Source organism: Streptomyces sp. LUP30, assembly GCF_001746365.1.
In the GTDB taxonomy this organism is placed as follows: Bacteria; Actinomycetota; Actinomycetes; order Streptomycetales; family Streptomycetaceae; genus Streptomyces.
This window is the reverse complement of the sequence record NZ_MJAJ01000002.1, coordinates 46,229-66,959: the sequence shown is the minus strand read 5'-3', so window position 1 is coordinate 66,959 and position 20,731 is coordinate 46,229. Positions and strand designations below refer to the sequence as shown.

Genomic DNA, 20,731 nt, shown 5'->3' with positions numbered 1-20,731 from the left:
CTTCAGGACCTGGTGTGCCGTGCGGGTGCCGCATCGGCAGTCATGACCTCAACGGACCGATGTGTGTCGTGCTGTCTGCGCTATTTCGTCGCTCCCTGCGAGAAGCCGTTGTATATGTAGCGCTGCAGCAGGAGGAAGGCGATCAGTGTCGGCACGATGACGAGAATGGTGCCGGCCGAGATGTTCTCCCAGTGCGCGCCGAACGGGCCCTTGAAGCGGAACAGAGCGGTTGACATCGTCCCCAGATCCTCCGACGGCATGTAGAGGAACGGGATGTAGAAGTCGTTGTAGACGGTGATCCCCTTGACGATCACGACCGTTGCGACAGCGGGTTTGAGGAGAGGCAGGATGATCTTCCAGTAGATCGTCCAGGCGTTCGCCCCGTCCAGCCGGGCCGCCTCGTCGAGAGAGGTCGGGATGCCCCGGATGAACTGCAAAAAGATGTAGATCGACAGGATGTCGGTACCCATGTACAGCAGGATGGGCGCCCACCGAGTGTCGAACAGGCCGAAGCTGTTGACCACTTGGAAGGTGGCCACCTGCGTAGTCACTCCGGGGACGAGTGTGGCCACGAGGAAGAGCCCCATCACCAGCTTCCTGCCGCGGAAGACGTAGCGGTCGATGGCGTACGCGGTCATCGAGCCGATGATCACCGTTCCGGTGATCGAGAAGAGCAGGATGAAGGCAGTGTTGCCGAACGCCGTGAGCAGGTGGCCGTCGGTGAAGGCGGTGGCGTAGTTGTCGAAGTTGAGCCAGTGCCGTGGCAGGCTCAACGCCCCGCTGCCGTCGGTGACTTCACCCGACGTCTTCAAGGAGGTGAGGAAGACGACGACCAGCGGTGTCAGAACGACCAGCGAGGCGATGACCAGGGAGCCGTAGGTGAACGTCCTGGACAGCAGGCGGCGTCCGGAGGGAAGCCGGGAGCCGGAGGGGACACGAGGAGGCGGGGCGACGGAGCTCATACCAGGTCCACCTTGTCGTCGGGCAGGATGCGGCGCTGCAGCCAGGTGATCAGCAGGACGATGACCAGGAGCACGACCGCCGCGGCGGACGCCAGCCCCGTCTTGTTGAACTGGAACGCGAGCTTCACGGTCTGAATGACGAAGGTCGAGGTGCCGGTCGCCCCGCCCGTCATGATCCAGGGGATCTCGAAGACCGAGAGGGAGCCGGATACGGCGAGCATGACGCTGAGGCCGATGACGGGTCTGATGCCCGGAAGGATCAGGTGACGGAACTGCTGCCACCGGTTCGCTCCGTCAAGTTCCGCCGCCTCGTACTGCTCACTCGGAATCGACTGGATCGCTCCCAGGAACAGGACGAAGTTGAGGCCGGTGAACCGCCAGACGGAGACGCCGGCAAGCGAGACGTTGGCGGATTCGGCGTCGCCCAGCCATGAGTGGTCGGACCCCACGCCGAACAAAGACAGCACGGTGTCCAGCGTCCCGCCCTCCTGGAAGAAGTAGAGGAAGACGAACCCGATGGCGACGCCGTTGATCAAGTAGGGGAAGAACAGGATCCCCTTGAACAGGTTGCGCAGACGTACGTCGAAGCTCAGGAGCGCGGCGAAGTAGAGGGCGGCGGCGATCTGCACCGCGGACGCCGCGAGGTAGTAGAAGCTGACGAAAAAGACGCGGAAGAGTTCGGGTCGCGTGAAGATCTCGGTGTAGTTCTTCAGGCCTGTGAAGTTGCGGTCGGGGCTGACTCCGTCCCAGTCGGTGAAGCTGTAGAAGATCATGTTCCCCACGGGTACGTAGGTGAACGTGATCAGCAGGCCCAGCGGAACCAGCAGGAAGAGCCAGGGGGTGGCCTTCCGCAGCGGGTGGCTGCGCCAGGAGCGGGGGGTCGGCTGTGACTCCTCGTGGGCCGCCTGATGGGCGCCGGCCGGCGCGGGTACAGCCGCCGGAGCCCGGGTGCTGTGTGACATGGGAGGCCTTTCCTCGTCCGTGGGGGCCGGGGGGAGAGGGGGGCGGGGCCCGGCTGACGCTCGGCGCGCTCGGGCCCCGTCACGGTTGCTCAGGAACCGGCGGTCTTCCTGGCCTCGGCCCATCGCTTGTCGAGATCGGTGAAGAAGTCCGGCAGGTCCCCCTTCTGCGCGCCGCGGGCGAGGTCGACGAGCTTCTGCCGGTAGTCGGGCTTGTTGAGCCCGATCTCCGCCGCGTCGTCGATGGCGTTGACCGCGGCGGTGCCCGACTCAGAGCGCTCCACGAACTGGACATCGTTGTCGGCGTAGGCCTTCAGCGTGCTCGGCATGGGCGCTGACTTGAGGGCGGAGACCGCTCCCTCCTTCTCCGCGTAGCCCGACTTCTCGGTGAACCAGTCGATCCAGGCCCGAGCGGCGGCCTTGTGCTCGGAGTGGGTGTTCACCGCCTGCTGGTAGTCGGACAGCAGGGTGGCGCAGAACTTCCCGTTCTTCTGTACGGGGAAGGGCATGAATCCGATGTCGTCGGGGTTCTTCCCGGCCTGCCGTGCCGCGTCCTGCATCTGGGTGATGGCCCATGAGCCGAGCTGCATACTCGCGATCTTGCCTCGCGCCAGCAGGCCCTTGGAGTTCTCCCAGTTCGTCGTCGTCGGGTCCTTCTCCGACAGCTTCTCGTGCACGATGTCATGCAGGAGTGTGTCGATGACGTTCAGGTCGCTCCCCTTGGCCCACGGCGTGTCGGTCGTGGCCAGCTTGTTGCTCGACTGAGGGTCGCAGCTCACGGAGCCGAGACTGTTGGTCCACGCGGTCAGCGGCCAGCTGTCCTTGAAGTTCGTGTAGTACGGATCGGCGTCCGTCTTCTCCCGGATCTTCCGCAGGTCTTCCAGGAACTGGGCCGGCGTGGTGGGCCAGTCGGTCACACCGGCCTGCTTCCACACCGCCTTGTTGTAGACGAACCCGTTGGCGGTGCCGAAGCTGGCGATGCCGTACGCCTTGCCCTTGACATCGGTCTTGTCCATGAACCGGTACTTCGCACTCAGTTGGGCGGTGTCGCCCAGCGGCGCGAAGAACTTCGGGTAGTCGTCCTTCGCTATGGCCGCCGGGATCATGAGGACGTCGCCATAGTGCTCCGTGTTCATACGGATCTTGACTTCGCCCTCGTAGTCGGTGATGCCCTCGAACTTCACCTTCACCTTCGGGTACGCCTTGGCGAACTCGGCGGCGTACTTCTTCATGGTGCCGTTCTGTACCAGATCCGTCCGCTGGGTCAGGACGGTGATGTCCCCGGACACGCTGCCGGCGTCGGCGGGCGCGGTGGCCGCCTCGCCGGACGGTGCCCCTGCCCCGCTGCATCCGGCGAGTGTGAGTGTCGTTGCGGCGAACACGGCGGTCGCCATTGACTTCCTTGCCATGTGCCCGGCTCCTTCCAAGGTCGCGGCTCGGTTCCCCCGAGCGGGCTGCCGGGAACTATGGCAGCGACCGCATGAACCGGTAAAGGTCGTGCGCTCATCGCGTTGCCGAATTGTTACCGCTTGTGAGATCAGGCGTGTAGTTTATGCAGTTAGAAGGCGAATGGTTAGCTATGGCCTCAGTCCTGTCGCGGCCTCAACCGGTTTATGGACAGGTGGTGAGTGGACGGGCTAGCGTGCCTTCAGCCCGCGGACCTGGCAGCGGGCATCCGGTGAGGGGAGTTGCGCTATGAGGGACATCACCCTGCTCAGTGAGGGGTGGAGTCTGCACCACGAGGGGAGAGCGCTGAGTGCCCGGGTTCCGGGCTGCGCGCACGATGACCTCCTCGCCCACGGGCTGCTGCCCGACCCTTACCTGGGCAGCAACGAGGAGGACGTCGCCTGGGTGGGCAGACGCCCATGGACGTACTCCCGCCGGCTCGACGCCGGTACGGTGCACGAGCGCACGGATCTGGTCTTCGACGGCCTCGACACGGCGGCCGAAGTGGGTCTCGCCGGCCGGGAACTGGGCCGCACCCGCAACATGCACCGCTCGTACCGGTTCGACGTCACCGGATGCTCCGGGGAGCTGACCGTGCGGTTCGCTTCGGCCTACGGGGAGGCCGAAGCCGTACGGGCCATCGTCGGCGAGCGGCCGAACGTCTACCCCGCTCCCTCCCAGTACATACGCAAGATGGCGTGCAGCTTCGGCTGGGACTGGGGCCCCACACTCGTCACCGCGGGCATGTGGCGGCCGGTCCGGCTCGAACACTGGTCGACCGCGCGCATCGCCCGGATGCGGCCGCTGGTCACCGTGTCGCAGGAGACGGGACGCGTGGAAGTGCACCTGGAGGTGGAGAGGACCGCGACCGGCACGGGACGTCGGCTGACGGCCCGCGTCACAGTTGCCGGCCTCCGGCACGAGACGCAGTTCACCGGGGACGAAGCGGTGGTGAGCCTCGAAGTGCCCGACCCGGAGCTGTGGTGGCCCCGCGGCTACGGCGAGCAGCACCTGTACGACCTGGAGCTGACCCTGTCGGACGGTGACGAGGTTCTGGATGTGCGGCGTCATCGCATCGGCTTTCGCACGATCGAGCTCGACCACGCGGCGGACGAGCACGGGACGGCGTTCACGCTCGTGGTCAACGGCGTACGCCTTTTCGCCCGAGGCGTGAACTGGATTCCGGACGACGCCCTTCCCTCCCGCGTCACCGCCGAGCGATACCGCCACCGGCTCCAGCAGGCCGTCGAGGCCAACGTCGACCTCGTGCGCGTGTGGGGCGGCGGGATCTACGAGGACGACGCCTTCTACGACGCCTGCGACGAACTGGGCCTGATGGTCTGGCAGGACTTCCTGTTCGCGTGCGCCGCCTACCCCGAGGAACAACCCCTGCGGGGTGAGATCGAGGCCGAGGCGCGCGAGAACGTCGTACGGCTGATGCCTCACCCCTCCCTGGTCCTGTGGAACGGCAACAACGAGAACCTGTGGGGATTCCGCGACTGGGGCTGGGAGCCCGAGCTGGCCGGAGCCTCCTGGGGCGAGGGCTACTACCTGGGCCTGCTGCCCCGAATCGTCGCCGAACTCGACCCGACCCGGCCCTACGCCGCCGGAAGCCCCTGGTCGGGAAGCTGGGACCACCATCCCAACGACCCCGACCACGGCACCCACCATTCCTGGGAGGTCTGGAACCGCCGCGACTTCACCGAGTACCGCGAGAGTGTGCCCCGGTTCGTCGCCGAATTCGGCTGGCAGGCGCCGCCAGCCATGGCCACCCTGCAGCGGGCTCTGCCGGGTGAGGCTCTGGCCGTCGACTCGCCGGGGATGCTGCACCACCAGAAGGCGGAGGACGGCCAGGACAAACTGAACCGAGGAGTGAGCCGCCACTTCATCCTGCCCGAGGGCGACTTCGACCGCTGGCACTACCTCACGCAATTGGTGCAGGCACGCGCGATCGCCGCCGGCATCGAACACTGGCGCTCGAACTGGCCGGTCTGCGCGGGCACCGTCGTGTGGCAGCTGAACGATTGCTGGCCGGTGACGTCGTGGTCGGCCATCGACGGCGACGGCCGGCTCAAGCCGCTGTACTACGAGCTGCGCCGCCTGTACGCCGATCGCCTGCTCAGCCTCCAGCCCGGCCCCGAAGGGCCGGTGCTCGCCCTGGTGAATCAGACGGCGCACACCTGGAGCACCGAGGTCTCCCTGCGGCGGCTGTCCGCGGACGGCGGAGTCAGTGGCGAGCACACCTGGCGTGTCGAGGTGGGAGCCCGTTCCGTCGTCCGCTCGCAGATCCCGCAGTCCGTGGCGATCGCGCCGGGGTCGGCCAAGGAGTATCTCGTCGCGGACGCGGACGGGCTGCGGGCGCTGCACTTCGCGGTGCCCGATCGCGACTTCGCCTACCCCCGGCCCCGCTTCGACGTCCAGGTCGAGCCCGTGGCGGGCCAGGGCGATAGGGTCGACATCGTGGTGACAGCACACTCTCTGGTACGTGATCTCCTGCTGCAGCCCGACCGGCTCGCCCCGGACGCGGAGGCGGACCGCGGGCTGACCAGTCTGCTTCCCGGAGAACAGGCGCGCATCCGGGTCCGAGGCTGGTCCGGGACCGATAGTCCGACAGCGCGAGCCGCCCTCTTCTGCGTGGAACCCGCGTGAGCGTCTCGCCCAGCCGCGTCACCATCAGAGAGGTCGCCCTGCGGGCAGGGGTCTCCAAGGGCGCGGTGTCGCTGGCCTTCAACGCCAAGCCCGGGGTCTCCCCGGCGACCCGCGACCGGATCTTCGAAGCCGCCCGGGAACTTGGCTGGACGCCGAACACCAGGGCCCGGAGTCTGGCCGGTATCCGGGTAGACACCGTGGGACTGGCGATCTGCAGGCCGGCCCGGCTGCTCGGCCTCGAACCCTTCTACATGGAGTTCATCTCCGGAATCGAGAGCGTCCTGAGCGAGCACTCCTGCTCGCTGCTCCTGCGCCTGGTGCGCGACCTCGACGAGGAGGCCGGGCTGCACAGGCAGTGGTGGCAGGGGCGCCAGGTCGGTGGGTCCATCCTCGTCGACTTCCAGGCCGACGACCCGCGCATCGGCACTCTCGAGGCGCTCGGTCTGCCCGTCGTGGCAGTAGGCCATCCGTCTCTCACCGGTGGTCTCACGTCCGTCTGGACCGATGACGCGACCGCGGTGTCCGAAGCCGTCCGCTACCTGGCGGCGCTGGGGCACCGACGCATCGCACGGGTGGGCGGCCCGAGCGGCCTCGGGCACAGCCTGATCCGTGCGGAGGCGTTCGAGACGACGATGCGCGGCCTCGGCCTGGAGAGCGCCGCGCAGGTGGCGACAGGATTCGCGGGCGAGGAGGGAGCCCGGGCCACCCGCTCGCTGCTCCTGGCCCCCGAGCGGCCGACCGCGATCGTCTACGACAACGACATCATGGCGGTGGCCGGCGCGGCCGTGGCTCAGGAGCTGGGATTGAAGGTGCCCGGCGACCTGTCCCTCGTGGCGTGGGACGACTCCCAGCTGTGCCGTCTGACCCACCCCCCGCTGTCGGCGATGAGCCACGACGTGCACGGGTTCGGGGCCGAAGTAGCGCGGACGCTGTTCGCCGTGATCGACGGCCAGACACCCGGGTCGCACCAGGTGCCCACGCCCACACTCACTCCCCGCGGGTCCACCGGGCCACCGCCGCGGTGAGGGTCGGTGCCGCTTGCGGGACCTGGCCGTCAGTCCCTGGCATGCCGGGGACCTGGCCCCGGGGCGCCGGCGTGCCGGTGAAGTCCCCCGCCGACAGCGGCGGTGCGCGTAGAAGAAGCAGTTGATACAGAGGGGGCGGTGCCGTGAATATCCGGCACCGCCCCTCGGGCCGACCGCCTGCTTCGGGTCACGCGTGCCGACAGGCCGGCGTACGCGAGCCGACAGAACGTCAGCCGCGCGCCAAACGATCCTTGAGTCCTTGGCCGTAGGCTGTCGCAGTGCCGTTGTAGTTGCTGATCAGGGCGGGGCCGGACCGGCAGTCCCAGGTGTTCCACGTCCAGGCGAGGTAGCTCAGACCGCGGGCGTCGAGCCAGTTCATCAGCGTGTCGATGTAGCCGTGAGCGCAGTCGTTCTCACCGATCTCGCCGACGACGAGCGGATAGCGGGCGGCGACCGGGGCGATCTGGGAGTCCCAGCAGCTCTGCGTGTTGCAGTAGTTGAAGTTGTACGAGTGCCAGGAGGCGGCCACCTTTCCGGCCGAGTCCGACGGAGCGTACGTCAGCCACTGGGACAGATCGTTGGAGTAGCTGAGGCCGCCGGCCATGATGTAGTTGGTCGCCCCGGTGGATCGCACCGCGTTCACGAGTTCCTGCATGCCCGCCACCGTGTACGAGAAGCCGGTGCAGGCGGACCCACCGTCGCGCCAGCACCTCCACGAGGCGTTGTAGTCAGACATGACCGAGTTGGGGAACGGCTCGTTGAACAAGTCGAAGTACACGCCCCCGGCATTCTTGAAGGTGCTCGCGACCGATTTCCAGAAGGCCGGGGTGTGATCGCGGTTGGGCATGGGCTTCTGGCAGTTGGAGGCGTACGTCGAGCACTGGGAACCCGAGCCCGTGTACACACCGCTGCTCCAGTGCAGTTCCACGATCACGTTCTGACCGTACTGGCGCAGCAGGCTGACGTAGTTGGCCACCGCGTTGCGGTAGGCGCTGCCACTGTAGGCGGGGTTGACGCCGTTGATGCCGAGCCAGCAGTCCTCGTTCAGAGGCACGCGGACGGCGTTGGTCTTCCAGTTCTTGATCGCCTGCACCGATGCGGCGTCGGAAGGGCCGTCGAAGATGCCACGGTTCTGCACGCACATGAACTCGGTGCCCGAGCGGTTGACGCCCCGCAACCGGGTGGGCAGGCCGGCCGCGGCGGCCTGCGACGACGGGCGTGCGGTGTGTGCCGTGTCCTGGCGCGTGACGGCGGCGGTGGCGTTGTGGCCGAGCGCCAACAGGGCACCCAGCAGGGCGAACAAGGCAAGAAGGGTGAGCGGTAGTGAGGTGAGGTGGCGGCTCTGGGACGTCCGGCTGGTAGGCATCCGTTCTCCTCGAGGTGGTCGATGTTGACATATACCTGACAGGTAGTGGCCGAGTGGTGTCCCTCCACTCGGCCGCCACCGGGTTCAGTGAGCCATGGCGGCCGCGTGCTCGCTGAGCACGCGGGCCGTCGAACGTGCGGGGTTGGCGTCCTCGTTGTTCCAGGTGATCCGGAACCCGTCGTAGTCCGGGTAGAAGGAGCCGTCGTCGACCCGCGAGGTCAGCAGCCAGAACTGGGATCCGGCTCCGGACTCCTGCTCGACGGCCCTGGTCCAGCGGCGGTAGACCCCGTCCCGGGCGGCACTGTCCGGCACGTCCCTGTCGGCGTCGATGCGCACGCCGAACTCCTCCAGGACGGCGGGCTTGCCCAGCCTGCGGGCGTCCTGCAGATGCCGGCGGATCCACTGCTCGCCCCACTGGCCGGCGTCGGTTCCGGGCTTCGCGGACGAGGTCTCCCCCCAGCCCTGGGGGTAGAGGTGGAAGGTCGCGTAGTCCACCGTGCGCAGAGCGCTGAGCCGCCGCCAGTCGACGCCGTCGTAGTCGGAGTACGGGTAGTCGGCGTTACCGGCCTCCCCGTAGGTCCCTTCGTCGCCGACGGCAACCAGCTGATGCGGCGCCAGTCGTTTGACGTGCGCACTCATCTCGGCCGCCCACCGTACGAGGGTGTCCCCGGACCTGTCCGAGCGGCACCGCGGCTCGTTGGCGAGCTCGAACGCCATGACGGTCGGGTCCTGGTGGTAGCGAAGGCCCGTGTAGCGATTCCGGCGACCGATGACGTGGGCGGCGAACGCCTTGTAGCAGGCGCGAATCGCCTTGTCGGTGTAGAAGTGGTCGTGGTGGGGCGTCTCGGACCCGTAACTGTCGTCGGCAAGCCCCAGGAACCACTTCACGTACTGCTGCATCCCCCCGTAGTCGGGCCAGTTGTTCACCAGGGGAAGCACGAGTCTGATCCCGAGCTGCCCGGCCTTGTGGACGGCGTAGTCGAGTGAGTCGAAGGCGTCTTCGTCGTACCGGTGCGGCTGCGGCTGCAGCGGATGTTCGGCCTTCTCCGTGCCGTCCGCGAACGCCCAGGCGCGCACCACGGTCAGGCCCATTGCGGCGGCGTCGTTGAGCACGCTGTCGATCATGTAGTGGGACTGCTGGTGCAGGTAGTAACAATTGGTCCCCCCGAAGCGAAACCGCCTCCCGGAGCGGACGAACTCACCTCCTCCGACGCCGATGTATCCGCCGCGGGGGCGGGGCGCCCCAGCAGCCGCATGGGCGGAAACGGAGGGCGGCAGCGCGGCTGCACCCGCGCCGGCGGCCGCTCCCACCAGTAGGCGTCTGCGGGAGGAGCCTGAGAGGACAACGTTGTCAAAAGCGCTGAGCGACGGCACGGCACTCCTTCGGGCGTGAATTGGCTGTCGACGCAGCACGCAAGGCCCTGAGGCGGGCGCTTCGGCGGCACGGTCGATGGAAGCACTAACCGGTTCAGTGGTCAATCCTCGCGGCAAAGGGACCGGGCGGAGCTCAAAGGGGCTACTCTCTGCCCCTTTTAGGGGTTTTATGGCACTCGATGAAAAGGGGCGGATGGTCGGAGTGTCTGAGCTGTCGAGGCCAAAGCTAAAACGGTTTCTGCTCGCCGTGGACGTTCTGCCTCCCAGACTCGACAAGTGTCAGCAGACACTGGCCGGGGGATTCGCGGACGTGGGGGCCAACTCGCTCACCGGCAGCTGGAGCTTGCCCACCGCCCGGTCGGGCACCGGAAGCCCGTGCACCGCCTGTATGCCAGTCAGGGGCGACGGGTCAGATCACGGGCCACGGCATCTCTGCACTGGCATCGAGCGCCACCGACACTACTATTCGCGCGCTGACCAGCGACTCCTCTCCCTCTCCCTCTTCAGCCTGCACCATGCCGACCGCCTTGCCCCCGGGCCATGGCGACAAGGAAGTCCCCGTGCTGCTGCCGGCAGTCCGCGATGCCTCTCCCCGCCGACTCCGGGACTGCGCCACCCGCTACGAACTGCTGGGGGCGCCCCTGGTGATGATGTCCCAGCCCCGGCGAGCGCCACCGGCGGGCCTCCTTCCGTCTCCACACGTCTGCGTGGATGCCGCGGCCCGGGTCCTCGGTGCCGTTGACGTCACCCTGCCCTCCGGTTCATCGTCGGCGAGATGGGAGGCGGCCGCCACATGGAGCGCGAGAGCGTCCCGGCGGGGCGATCACCCCCTTGGGGCGACCGCCGTCTTCGGGGGAGACGGCCCGCCGACCGCGTCGAAGCGCCTGCCCCGTCAGGCTTGCCGGGTCGACTTCACCAAGGACACGCTCGCGGCTCTGTCTGCGGTGTGTGCCGGGCTTCACCACCACCGCCGCCCCGGGCTGGGACGGCGGACTGAACGTGTTCGTCATCCGCACCCACATGCCCTGGGTTGCAGGGGCAGGCCAAGAAGAACGATGCACGCCCGGGTGGCGATCAGTGCTGGCCGTAAGACGTGGACTGCCACGCCTGCACGCCCGCTCTGGACGCCTCCTTGGCCTGCCGCCACTTCATGGCCGCCTGCTCGGCCGGAGGCACGTCCATCTCGCGGATCAGGCGGCGGCCTGCCGCGAACACCGCGGTGGCCACGATGGCCATGCCGGCCCAGGTCACCACGGCACCGGCCGTGGTGAGTACGGCGCCGGTCTTCACAAGCCGAGTGTTGATCTCGATCGTCCGTTGGGACGGGTGGTGATGGTTCATGACTCCACCATCCGACGGGGGAGTGCGCGGCGCACGTCGACCAATGGGTCAGACGCTGAAGAGGCCCCGAATGCGCAGGGCGCCGATCACGCCAGGTAGTGGTATGCAGACCCGGTCAGGCCTGGTCAGTTCTGCGACCGGCGACCTGGGGGTGGTGATCGCTTCGGGGGCTCTCGCATGACTCTCGCACCTGTTCTCGCCGGACAGATTCAGCCTTGCGCAGGTGGGGGACGAATAGCCCGATCACAGGAGAACCGATATGACAGCGCCGATTGCCGTGCTGTTCGACATGGATGTGACGGTGGTCGACACCGGTGGAGCCGGGGCACGTAGCTGGACGTGGGCATTCGACCAACTGCACCAGATCACCGCTGACATCGGCGACCACACGTCGGCAGGCGAGACCGCCCCGTAGGCCGGAAGACATTCCGGGCCGTGCTCGGAGGCGAGCCGAGCTGCGACGAGATGGTCCGGCTGTACGCCCGCCGGGCTGCGCCGCCGTCTCATCTCGGAGCCCATGGCTCGGACTCGATGGCGGCTGTTTCCGGCAGAGCCACAGGATGAACCATCCGTGCCTCTCGGGCGGCGGTGGGCGATGGCGCGGTCCGCCCGTGAATGTGAGGCTGGAACGAGATATGGCGCCTCACCCGGGAGTAGCAATGATCATCACCATTGTCGGGGCTGGGAACATGGCCCGAGGTATCGGTACACGGGTGCTGTCGGGCGGTCACTCTCTCCGGCTGCACGATCGCAACCAGGACAAGGCCGAGCAACTGGCCGTAGCCCTGTCGGAGGCGGTGGGCGGGGCAGACGTGCAGGCGTACGGCGTGGAAGGCGTGGCGGCAGCGGATGTGGTGGTGCTTGCCCTCCCTTACCCTGCAGGGCGGGAGGTGGCCGGCTCGCTGGGCGCTGCCCTGTCTGGCAAAGTCGTGGTCGACATCTGCAACCCCGTGGATTTCAGCACCTTCGACTCGCTGGCCGTACCACCCGGCACCTCGGCGGCCGAGGAGATCGCAGCGACCGTAGCGAACGTACGGGTCGTCAAGGCTTTCAACACCACCTTTGCCGGCCCGCTTGTGACGGGTGAAGTGGCCGGCCGGCCACTGGATGTCTTCATCGCAGGTGATGATGACGCAGCCAAGGAGACTGTGGCCTCCGTCGTCACCTCAGGCGGCATGCGCCCACTCGACGTCGGGCCGCTGCGCCGGGCACGAGAACTCGAAGCGTTCCAGTTCCTTCACATGGCATGCCAGGATCGGCTCGGTCTCGGCTGGTCCAGCGCCATCGCCATCCTTCCCTAGCTCCCCACTGCGTGGCGCTGAGCACTCGCCTCCAGCCCGAGCACGGTGGACGTCCAGCGGCTGCGGGCGATCCCGGGCCGGCCGGTCTCGGCCGGGGGCCCCCTGGGGACAGGGGTGCCTTCGCCCCCTACGTGGCTCTGGCGGCAGGCGTCGAGGGCACCTTGGAACGGGTGCACGGTCGGCACGGCACTCCGTGCGGACCCTGTCCTGCACCCCATGGATCACCCGGCGACGATCGCTTCACTGGCGCCCACGCGCACCGCTGCTACGCGGGAAATGGCTAGGTGAGACGTATGTCCTCACCTCGGGCGTGCAGGACCACGCCCGCAGCGGTCACCGAGACGTCCGTCGGATCGAGGCCTGCGGGCAGCTTCGGGAGGGTTCGGTCCTGCCCTGCGAATGCGTCTTGGATACGTGGGCCGGCCGGGTCCACGGGGCGCCCCGCGATCGACGCGGCCACCGGCACTACTTCGACCGTGCGGCCGGACAGCCGCAGCTCCGCCGTGACGTTCAGCGGCAGACCGAAGACCTGCCGTTCGATGCGGAGCCTGCCGTGGCCGTCGTCGGACAGTGACGTGTCCGGGCCGAGCCCGGCACCGAACGAGCCGAGGGGCGCGGTGAACCGGGCGTCCGCCGACGCGGCGCGGTAGGAACCGGCCCGGTCCGACACATCTTTCAGTTCGACTGTCGCCTGCACGGGTCGGCCCTTTCCGGTGACGGCGTCCGCCCGCACGGCCACCCGGGAGAACCTTCCCTCGGCCGCGCTCAGCAGGAAGGGGAAGGCGTCGATGCTCACTTGGGGAGTGCCCACCACCGCGGTCTGCCGCCCCGCGATGAGGTCGGCCAGCCGGTGCTCCGCGGACACGGCGGCGAACCGGTCGGCGGCGGGCAGGAGGGCGATCAGAGTCCCGGTCGTCACAGTGATCCAGAGCAGCCGTTTGCGGGTCGGGGCCGGGTGGTGGCTCACGAAGTCCTCCGGGTGGCGGGGACGGGAGCGCTGCCCGGGACGTGGGGTCCGTGCGTCCCGTCCGCTTCGTCGGTGCGGTCGGTGCGGTCGGTGCGGTCGGTGCGGTCGGTGTGGCCAGTGGGGTGGGTGCGGTCGGTGCCGGCGCGGGGCTGTTCCCGGCCCTGCCCGTCGTCCTCGACGTCCAGGTGCGGCAGCACCCGGTCCAGCCACGCGGGCAGCCACCAGTTCGCCCGGCCGAGCAGGACCATCGTGGACGGCACGAGGATGCCGCGGACGACCGTCGCGTCCAGCGCGACGGCCGTGGCCAGTCCCAGCCCGAACATCTTCACCACCGGGTCGTCGGACAGCAGGTAGCTGAGGAAGACACTGACCATGATCACTGCCGCGGAGGTGATGATCCGACCCGTGGCGGTGAGCCCGCTGATCACGGCCTGCCGGTTGTCACCGCCGCGCAGGTACGCGGCCCGGACGGCGCTGAGCAGGAACACCTCGTAGTCCATCGACAGGCCGAACAGCACCGCGAACATCAGCAGCGGCACGTAACCGGGGACGGGCACCGGACCCTCGAGCCCGATCAGGTCCGCGCCCCAGCCCCACGGGAAGACCGCGGTCAGCACGCCGTACGCGGCGGCGACCGAGACGAGGTTCATCAGCGCGGCCTTCACCGCGATGACCGGCGAGCGGAAGGCGATCAGCAACAGCAGCGCTGCGACGGCGAGCACGAAGCCGACGATCACCGGCATCCGACCGGCGAGGCGCTCGTTGAGGTCGTCCTGGACCGCTGTCGCACCGCCCACGTGCGTCACCTGGTCGGTGCCTGCGGTGGCGCGGGGCAGCACGTCTTCCCGTAGATCGCGTACGAGCGCGGCGGTCTTCGGATCTCCGGGCGCTGTGGTGGGGGTGACCTGCCACCGCACCTGCCTGCCGTCGCTGCTGAGTTGTGCCGGGGCCACGGAGGCCACGCCGTACGTCGCGAGGAGTGCGTCCGCGACCGCTGTGATGCGGCCCTCGCCTGGGTCGGCGGCCGGACGGGAGAGCTCGCCGGTGACCTGGAGCGGGCCGTTGACGCCTGGGCCGAAGGCGTCCGCAAGCCGGTCGTAGGCGGTGCGGCTCGACGTTCCGGCGGCCTTGTCGCCGGCGTCGAGCTGGCCGAACGTCAACCGGGAGGCCGGCAGGGCCAGTACGCCGGTGAGGAGCAGGCCGGCCAGCAGACAGCGCCACGGCCGGGCGGCTACGTACTGCGCCGCCCGACCCCAGCCTCTCGGGCCTCGCGGCGCGACCTCCGCCTGCGCCGGTGACGACTCCCGCGGACGGACCTTCGGGGTGAGCCACCTGCCCAGCAGGGAAAGCAGGGCCGGTAGCAGCGTGAGGGTGAGCGCCATGGCGACAAGGACGGCGACGGCCGGTGCGAGGGCCAGCGCGTGCAGCAGGGGCAGTCCCCCCAGCGCCAGACCCGCCAGCGCGGTGATGACGGCGCACCCGGCGAAGGCCACGGCCTTGCCCGAACCGGCCATGGTGCGCGCCGCCGCCTCCTCGACGCCCACTCCGGTCGCCCGTAGGTCACGGAAGCGGGTCAGGCAGAACAGGGTGTAGTCGATGCCCACTCCGAGGCCGATCATGGCGGCGATGGTGGTGCCCGAGGACGGCATGTCCATCAGATGACCGACGAGGCCGATCGCGGACAGCGAGACAGCGAGGCCGAGAGCCCCGTTGAGCAGCGGGACCCCGGCCGCGACCAGGCTGCCGAACCCCACGGCGAGGACGACGAACGCGGCCGCGAGGCCGATGATCTCGCTGTGGCCGGTCGAGCCCTTGTCCGCGGCGGCGGCCAGGTCGCCGCCGGCCGTGACCTCGAGTCCGGCCCCGCTGGCGGGCGCGGCAGCGTCCACGATGTTCCGGGCGGTGTCGGCGGCGATGTCCCGTCCGCCGACGTCGAGTTCGACCGTCAGGTAGCCCGTGCGACCGTCCGCGCTCAGTGCATTTCTGCCGACCGAGTCGTAGGGGGTGGTGACGGCCACGACGTGGGGCACCTTCCCGACGGCCCGCGCCGCCGCCTCGACCGCCCGCTTCGTCCCGGGGTCGGTGAGGCCCGCCGTGCCCGGCGGCGCGTACAGGACAACGGGCTGCCGTCCCGACGCCGAGTCGTGGAACGCCGTCCCGGCCCCGCGTGCGGCCTGGCTGTCGCTGCCGGGGATGGTGACGGTTTCGGTGGTGACCTTGCCGAAGACCGCTACGGCGACGGCGGACACCGTGAGCAACAGCAGCCAGGCTGCCAGGGTCCTCTTGGGCCTGCGGGCGCACCAGCGCCCGACGGACAGGAACATCAGGAAGTCGTCCTCCCGTACGGCGGGGGCGCCCGACGGGATGTCGACCGGCGGCCCACTCGATGAACTTATTGCACTGAGCGTGCAATGGAACAGTTGCATCGGGAGTGCAAGAATGTCAACGAGACCCTGGGAGGACCGAGGTGAAGCAGCCGACCCGACAGACGCCCGACCGCATCCCCGACGGCCGCACGGAGCGCGGACGGCAGACCCGCGAGAAGATCGCCGACGCGATGCTGTCGCTGCTCGACGAAGGGGAATCGCACTTTCCCGCGGACCGGGTCGCCGAACGCGCGGGAGTGTCCCGGCGCCTGGTCTTCCACCACTTCGCCGACATGTCCCAGCTCGCGGACACGGCCATCGCCAGGCGGCTGGACCAGCTGGCCGCGCAGATCCGGCCACTCCCGGTGGACGGCCCGCGGGCGGGCCGCGTGACGGCACTCGTCGAACAGCGCGCGCGGATCCTGGAGTGGATCACCCCGGCCCGGCTCGCCATGTTGCGCCTGGAAAGTCCGTCGGAGCGGGTCGACGAAGCCACCCGGCACGTGCTCGACTTCGCGCGGAGGCGGCTGGAGGAGGTCTTCGCCCAGGAACTCGTCCGGCTCCCCGAGGGACGTGGAGCCGACCTGCTCAACGGGCTGGACGCCGTGACCACTTGGGGTGCCTGGTACCACTGGCGCAGCAGCGGACTCGACGTCGAGTCCGCTGCTCGCGCCATGGAGACGAGCGTCCACGCCCTGCTCGCCGTGACGGACCGGCCGGAGGCGTTGCCGGGCGCCTAGGTGCTGTCTCTTCGGTCGGCGTCGTGCCGGACGAGGACTCGTTGCTCCCCGCGTGGTCGATGATTTGTGGCTACCGGCCGGTCCGAGCCCATGACGGTTTGGGAAGGGATGCTGCCATGTCGGATCTTCTCGTCGGTTTCCTCACTTCCCTCGATGGTTGTGCGACGGGAGAGGGACGGCCCGGGTTCGGGGGACTGGAGGGCCCGGAGTGTCTCGCGTGGCTCGGCGAGCACCCCTGAGGCCATCTGCCTGAGGGGAGCGAACACCTACCGCCTGATGTCGGGCTTCGCCGCGGGGGAGATCCCGATGGACCAGGACGCGTTCAGGCCCGGAGAAGAGGCGTCCGTCGACGGCTCACGCAAGCGTCCAAGGTGCCGGGCGGGCCTGCCCGGCCCGCCCGGCACCTGCCTGGGACCCCGGGGGTCAGTTGAGCGTGCAGACCGGGTTGGCGGGCAGTCCGGAGGAGTCTCCGGTCGCGTTGAAGCCGAACGTGGTCCGGCCGGAGGGCGGGATGGCGCTGTTGTAGTCGACGTTCGAGCCTGAGACCGAGGAACCCGACTGCGTCAGCCTGGTGCTCCAGGCGGTCGTCACCTTCTGGCTGCCGGGCCAGCTCCAGCGGACCTGCCATCCTGTGCTGCTGGATGCGGTGGTGTTGGTGAGCGTCACCTCGGCGGTGAACCCGCCGGGCCAGGAGTTGACCAGCTTGGTGGCGGCGGTGCAGCCGGCTTGCGGGCCGCCCCCCGAGCTCCGGGTGGTGGCCGAGACGCCTACCGAGGCGGCCGACGTGCCTCCCGAGCTGTCGTGGGCCTTGACCGCGTAGGTGTACGACGTCGAGGCGGCCAGGCCGCTGTCGGTGAAGGAGGCGCCGGTGGTGGTGCCCGCCGGCTGCCCGTCGCGGAGGACGTCGTAACCGCTGGCGCCGGCCGAGGCGGTCCAGGACAGTGAGACGCTGGTGGCGGTGGTGGCGGTCACCGTGAGGTTCGTCGGCGCGTCCAGTGATCCGCTTCCGTCGCCGCCAGTGGTGTAGTTGACACCGGTGTACGGCTGGGGACACCCGGAGGAGCACGAGCGCGGCAGGGCGAAGGAGTACGTCCGGCCGCCCTGCACGAGCTTGCCGTCCACGTCACGGACCCGGATGGTGTAGTTCGATCCGCCCGAGGAGTTGGGGCCGATCGTGTACTGCTGTCCGAGGTCGCTGACCATGGCGGCCGGCGCCCACGCACTGCCGTCGTAGTACTCCACACCGTGGATGCCGTTGGGCAGGCGGGTGACGTCCACGGTGGGCCACCAGGTCGCCGCGTTCTGGACGAAGCCGATCGCGATGTCGCCGGAGTAGCCGGGCGCCGGGATGAACGACCAGGAGATGTGCCGGTTGTTCCAGCGGCTGGGGTACATGTCCGTCACCGGCTGCCCGCCGAGCTGGAAGGCGTTCAGCGAGTGCGTGGCCAGGTCCAGATGGTCGGGATCGTCCCGGCACCAGGCGTTGGTGTCGCCGCAGCTGTCGGCGACAAGCATGTCGAGGGTGGCGCCGTCGTACGTGTCGGACGTCCAGCTTCCGTTGCGGCAGAACGCCTGGCCCGCCGCGCCGTCGTTGGTGCCGGTGCAGTAGTCACCGATCGACACCCGCACCCAGCGGCCGCAGTTGTGGCCGTTGTCGAACAGCCCCATGCTGGCGGCGTCGCCGGAGGGGATGGGGCGAGGGGTGGGCTGCCCGTCGTAGTGGCCTGGTGTGTTCCACACGTTGAGGGCCACGAAGTCCTGTGACTCCAGATCCGCCTGCGGGACTCCGCACCCGCCGTAGGGCGATCCGAGGCCGTCGAAGTGCGTGGCGTTGCCGGTGTGGCCCGACGAGTCCGCGGAGGCGGCTCGGCCGGCCGATGCGGCGGCCGGGAACGAAAGGCCGTACAGGAACGATGAGGCGAGCAGCAGCACGCCGAACACGGCCGTGATGAGTAATCGCCGGCCGGTGCGTCGTGCGAGAGGGACGGTGATCACGGTGACCTCCCTGGTGCCGGACCCGATGGCCGGCACGTCGACTGTCCCGACCCCGTGGTCCCCGCGCACCACCGGTCGGGTTCATGCCAATGATGCGACCGGAAGCGTGCCTGGTCACGCCCGTAAGAGAATGTCGGCGTAGGCATTTACGGCATCAGCGGTAAGGGCAACACCCGATACGTGGGAGCGCTCCCATGAAATGCCTGGTCAGCACGCCGGACCTGGCCCAGGCTCCGCCGTGAGTCGGCCCTGCGCAAAGTCGCCGAGCAGACGTGAACACCGCCCACAAGGGCTGGCGTTACCTTTCTCGGTCCCCACAACCACGGTTGCCAGACGATGACTCTGGACGACCGGATGACCGGACGACCGGTCTGCGCGACGTGTCCGTGTAGGGCCCGACGGACGGCTGGGCTCGGGGGCGAGGCGTGGGCCTCCCTTGGCTGGGAGTGATGTTCACGCTGCTGAAGGTGACAGACGTCAAGAGCGGTGCCCCGGCCCCGGCCGCATGCTCGGTGGGCCTGTCGATGAAGAACTCGGGCGGCCGCGAGGTGTGGGGCGAGATCGGCGACCGCTGGGGCTGCAACGCTGCCATCGCCTCCACCCGTGCCGGCTCTCGCACCCTCGTCTGCAGCGTCAACTCCAGGGACGCCAAGGGCCAGGACGTGAACGAGGTGGCGCAGAACATCATGGTGGCGGCGTGCGGCGGGCCTCAATGCTGCGATGGTCTGAACGCATTGGCCTGCGGTGCGGGCCGAAGGCCGACAGCCAGATGTGGCCAGCAGGCGCCTTCTCGCTCACCGGCCCGCGCCATAGACTGCCACGGCTCCGAAACGTAGCGATCTTTTGGAGGATGTGCAGGATGAACCGAACTCTCATGACCGTATTAGCGGCAGCAGCCTTGGTCATGTCAGGGGGGAACGTCACCGCCTCCGCTGCCGAAGCCCCTCCGCGAACCACGCATGGCCCTTGCCAGTACACCCAGACCCCGGACGAACCGCCGGCGCGGCGGGTTCCTCTGCCGCCCGACCCGCGGCACACCCCCGATCACGGCACGCTCGGTATGGCCGTCCGGACCAGCCAGGGTCCGCTCCCGCTGACTCTGGACCGGGCCAAGGCGCCGTGCACGGTCCAGAGCTTCCTGCACCTGGCGCGGCACGGGTTCTACGACCGTACGGTGTGCCATCGACTGACGGCGTATCCGACGCTGAAGGTCCTGCAGTGTGGCGACCCGACCGGCACTGGCGAAGGTGGGCCGGGGTACGAGTACAAAGATGAGCTGCCCGTGGACCTGCCGCCGACGCCGAGCGATCCGACCGGTGTCCGTCGCCTTTATGGGCGCGGTTTGCTCGCGATGGCCAACGCCGGTCCGAACACGAACGGTTCCCAGTTCTTCGTCGTCTACGGCGACTCCGCGCTACGGCCCAACTACACAGTGTTCGGAACCGTAGCCATCGCTGGACTGAAGACGCTCGACAAGGTCGCCGCCGGCGGTGTCGCGCCGACTACGCAGGACCCTGCACCTGTGGACGGCGCACCCGCGTTGCGGACCGAGCTGCTCAAGGTTTGGCAGTCCTGCCGGTCCTGATGAACTGCGGTGCGGCCACCCACCCCGGCGGGCCGGGGGATCTTGAACATTCCGGGACAGCCTGCGAGCGGCGTCACTCAGGCGCCAGCCGATGAGTTCCCGCACACGTACGGGCCGGACGGCGCCCGCCGGTGCGCACTGCGGGGCATCGCTTGGGGGAGTGGGGAAGTGAAGACGGCACGTCGACGGCGATGGTGGTCGAAGAAGCGGGCGCGCAGACAGGTGCAGGGCTGGGGCGCGGTGGTGGCGCCGGCCGCCGTGGCGGGGTAGCCGGGCACTGGTCGGTGGTGTGGCCCGCGGATGCCATCGGCTATCTGGCCGACGGCCGCAAGCTGGGCGTCCAGGTCAAAAAGTATGCGCCGCAGCGCCGCGTGTCTTCTCAGGGAATGCAAGAAGTTCGTCAGCACCGCCCGCCTCGAACACGGCGCGGACGTAGTCCTGTTCGTCACCACCTGTCGCGCGTTCGCGAAGGCCGCACTGGGCCCGGCGCTGCGCCAGGACGTCGTGGCCCTGCACCGCGACCTGCTGGGCTCGTGGGTCACAGGCGCTCACCTGGAAACCCTGATCCCGCTGAACGGCAGCGGCAGCGGCAGCGGCAGCGGCGGCGTCAGACGGCGTCCCACTGCCTGACAGCCCGGGGACGCGGCTGGTCTGT

Annotated in this window: 16 protein-coding genes and 2 pseudogenes; 9 read left to right on the top strand and 9 right to left on the bottom strand. The window is 68.8% G+C overall.

The annotated features are described in order from the left end of the window. Nucleotides 1-80: 80 nt before the first annotated feature. The 3 genes from BG482_RS02300 to BG482_RS02290 all read right to left on the bottom strand — a co-directional run bounded on the left by BG482_RS02300 (nt 81) and on the right by BG482_RS02290 (nt 3,330). A complete protein-coding gene (locus BG482_RS02300) occupies nt 81-962 on the bottom strand; it encodes a carbohydrate ABC transporter permease (RefSeq protein ID WP_069767117.1) in 882 nt (293 codons plus the stop codon). Further along, nucleotides 959-1,924 carry a carbohydrate ABC transporter permease gene (locus BG482_RS02295; RefSeq protein WP_069767116.1) on the bottom strand — a complete coding sequence of 322 codons (966 nt, stop codon included), beginning with the start codon at nt 1,922-1,924 and terminating at the stop codon, nt 959-961. Before BG482_RS02295 ends, BG482_RS02300 begins: the two co-directional genes overlap by 4 nt. Before the next feature lie 89 nt (nt 1,925-2,013). Then, entirely contained in the window at nt 2,014-3,330 is a 1,317-nt protein-coding gene (locus BG482_RS02290) for an ABC transporter substrate-binding protein (RefSeq protein ID WP_069767115.1), read from the bottom strand. Nucleotides 3,331-3,616: 286 nt separating this feature from the next. On the opposite strand from BG482_RS02290, the gene BG482_RS02285 reads away from it, so the two are divergent. Beyond that, nucleotides 3,617-6,016: a glycoside hydrolase family 2 protein gene (locus BG482_RS02285; RefSeq protein WP_069767114.1), complete on the top strand. Its 2,400-nt coding sequence runs from the start codon at nt 3,617-3,619 to the stop codon at nt 6,014-6,016. Then, nucleotides 6,013-7,041, top strand: coding sequence for a LacI family DNA-binding transcriptional regulator (locus BG482_RS02280; RefSeq protein WP_069767113.1), 1,029 nt, complete (start codon nt 6,013-6,015; stop codon nt 7,039-7,041). Before BG482_RS02285 ends, BG482_RS02280 begins: the two co-directional genes overlap by 4 nt. A 229-nt stretch (nt 7,042-7,270) precedes the next feature. Here BG482_RS02280 and BG482_RS02275 read toward each other — a convergent pair whose 3' ends face one another. From BG482_RS02275 to BG482_RS02265, 3 genes are all read right to left on the bottom strand, one after another. After that, on the bottom strand, nt 7,271-8,344 hold the full coding sequence (locus BG482_RS02275; RefSeq protein ID WP_370745737.1) for a glycoside hydrolase family 5 protein: 1,074 nt from the start codon (nt 8,342-8,344) through the stop codon (nt 7,271-7,273). Between the two features lie 147 nt (nt 8,345-8,491). Continuing rightward, the gene (locus BG482_RS02270; protein ID WP_370745739.1) at nt 8,492-9,718 is read right to left on the bottom strand and encodes a cellulase family glycosylhydrolase; all 1,227 of its coding nucleotides are present in this window, start codon (nt 9,716-9,718) and stop codon (nt 8,492-8,494) included. Between the two features lie 1,137 nt (nt 9,719-10,855). Continuing rightward, complete coding sequence (locus BG482_RS02265) at nt 10,856-11,122, bottom strand: hypothetical protein (protein WP_069767110.1); 267 nt, start codon at nt 11,120-11,122, stop codon at nt 10,856-10,858. 259 nt (nt 11,123-11,381) lie between these two features. Here BG482_RS02265 and BG482_RS43700 point away from each other — a divergent pair, with 259 nt between their 5' ends. Together BG482_RS43700 and BG482_RS02260 are read left to right on the top strand one after the other, a co-directional pair. Beyond that, nucleotides 11,382-11,537 carry a hypothetical protein gene (locus BG482_RS43700; protein WP_176741294.1) on the top strand — a complete coding sequence of 52 codons (156 nt, stop codon included), beginning with the start codon at nt 11,382-11,384 and terminating at the stop codon, nt 11,535-11,537. Nucleotides 11,538-11,781: 244 nt separating this feature from the next. Continuing rightward, complete coding sequence (locus tag BG482_RS02260; RefSeq protein ID WP_069767109.1) at nt 11,782-12,423, top strand: NADPH-dependent F420 reductase; 642 nt, start codon at nt 11,782-11,784, stop codon at nt 12,421-12,423. Between the two features lie 280 nt (nt 12,424-12,703). On the opposite strand, the gene BG482_RS02255 is transcribed toward BG482_RS02260, so the two are convergent. Together BG482_RS02255 and BG482_RS02250 are read right to left on the bottom strand one after the other, a co-directional pair. Further along, entirely contained in the window at nt 12,704-13,390 is a 687-nt protein-coding gene (locus BG482_RS02255; RefSeq protein WP_256096197.1) for a DUF2993 domain-containing protein, read from the bottom strand. Then, nucleotides 13,387-15,816, bottom strand: a complete 2,430-nt coding sequence (locus tag BG482_RS02250) for an MMPL family transporter (RefSeq protein ID WP_256096196.1) — start codon at nt 15,814-15,816, stop codon at nt 13,387-13,389. The genes BG482_RS02255 and BG482_RS02250 overlap by 4 nt, the downstream gene beginning before the upstream one ends. Nucleotides 15,817-15,857: 41 nt before the next feature. On the opposite strand from BG482_RS02250, the gene BG482_RS02245 reads away from it, so the two are divergent. Together BG482_RS02245 and BG482_RS44850 are read left to right on the top strand one after the other, a co-directional pair. Further along, complete coding sequence (locus BG482_RS02245) at nt 15,858-16,496, top strand: TetR/AcrR family transcriptional regulator (RefSeq protein WP_069767108.1); 639 nt, start codon at nt 15,858-15,860, stop codon at nt 16,494-16,496. 116 nt (nt 16,497-16,612) lie between these two features. Continuing rightward, nucleotides 16,613-16,870, top strand: a pseudogene (locus BG482_RS44850) (deaminase); the annotation flags it as partial. Nucleotides 16,871-16,919: 49 nt separating this feature from the next. On the opposite strand, the gene BG482_RS02240 reads toward BG482_RS44850, so the two are convergent. Continuing rightward, on the bottom strand, nt 16,920-18,491 hold the full coding sequence (locus tag BG482_RS02240) for a cellulose binding domain-containing protein (protein WP_256096195.1): 1,572 nt from the start codon (nt 18,489-18,491) through the stop codon (nt 16,920-16,922). Between the two features lie 306 nt (nt 18,492-18,797). Between BG482_RS02240 and BG482_RS40380 the strand changes: the two are divergent. The 3 genes and pseudogenes from BG482_RS40380 to BG482_RS02230 all read left to right on the top strand — a co-directional run. Further along, nucleotides 18,798-19,201, top strand: a pseudogene (locus BG482_RS40380) (peptidase); the annotation flags it as partial. A gap of 149 nt (nt 19,202-19,350) precedes the next feature. After that, a complete protein-coding gene (locus tag BG482_RS02235) occupies nt 19,351-20,076 on the top strand; it encodes a peptidylprolyl isomerase (RefSeq protein ID WP_069767107.1) in 726 nt (241 codons plus the stop codon). 354 nt (nt 20,077-20,430) lie between these two features. Next, complete coding sequence (locus tag BG482_RS02230; RefSeq protein WP_256096191.1) at nt 20,431-20,706, top strand: hypothetical protein; 276 nt, start codon at nt 20,431-20,433, stop codon at nt 20,704-20,706. Nucleotides 20,707-20,731 lie beyond the last annotated feature (25 nt).

What these genes read in the sequence shown, in the direction of transcription:
- BG482_RS02300 (WP_069767117.1), bottom strand. Translation starts at nt 962, where the DNA reads ATGAGCTCCGTCGCCCCGCCTCCTCGTGTCCCCTCCGGCTCCCGGCTT.
- BG482_RS02295 (WP_069767116.1), bottom strand. Translation starts at nt 1,924, where the DNA reads ATGTCACACAGCACCCGGGCTCCGGCGGCTGTACCCGCGCCGGCCGGC.
- BG482_RS02290 (WP_069767115.1), bottom strand. Translation starts at nt 3,330, where the DNA reads ATGGCAAGGAAGTCAATGGCGACCGCCGTGTTCGCCGCAACGACACTC.
- BG482_RS02285 (WP_069767114.1), top strand. Translation starts at nt 3,617, where the DNA reads ATGAGGGACATCACCCTGCTCAGTGAGGGGTGGAGTCTGCACCACGAG.
- BG482_RS02265 (WP_069767110.1), bottom strand. Translation starts at nt 11,122, where the DNA reads ATGAACCATCACCACCCGTCCCAACGGACGATCGAGATCAACACTCGG.
- BG482_RS43700 (WP_176741294.1), top strand. Translation starts at nt 11,382, where the DNA reads ATGACAGCGCCGATTGCCGTGCTGTTCGACATGGATGTGACGGTGGTC.
- BG482_RS02260 (WP_069767109.1), top strand. Translation starts at nt 11,782, where the DNA reads ATGATCATCACCATTGTCGGGGCTGGGAACATGGCCCGAGGTATCGGT.
- BG482_RS02250 (WP_256096196.1), bottom strand. Translation starts at nt 15,816, where the DNA reads ATGCAACTGTTCCATTGCACGCTCAGTGCAATAAGTTCATCGAGTGGG.
- BG482_RS02235 (WP_069767107.1), top strand. Translation starts at nt 19,351, where the DNA reads ATGAACCGAACTCTCATGACCGTATTAGCGGCAGCAGCCTTGGTCATG.
- BG482_RS02230 (WP_256096191.1), top strand. Translation starts at nt 20,431, where the DNA reads ATGCGCCGCAGCGCCGCGTGTCTTCTCAGGGAATGCAAGAAGTTCGTC.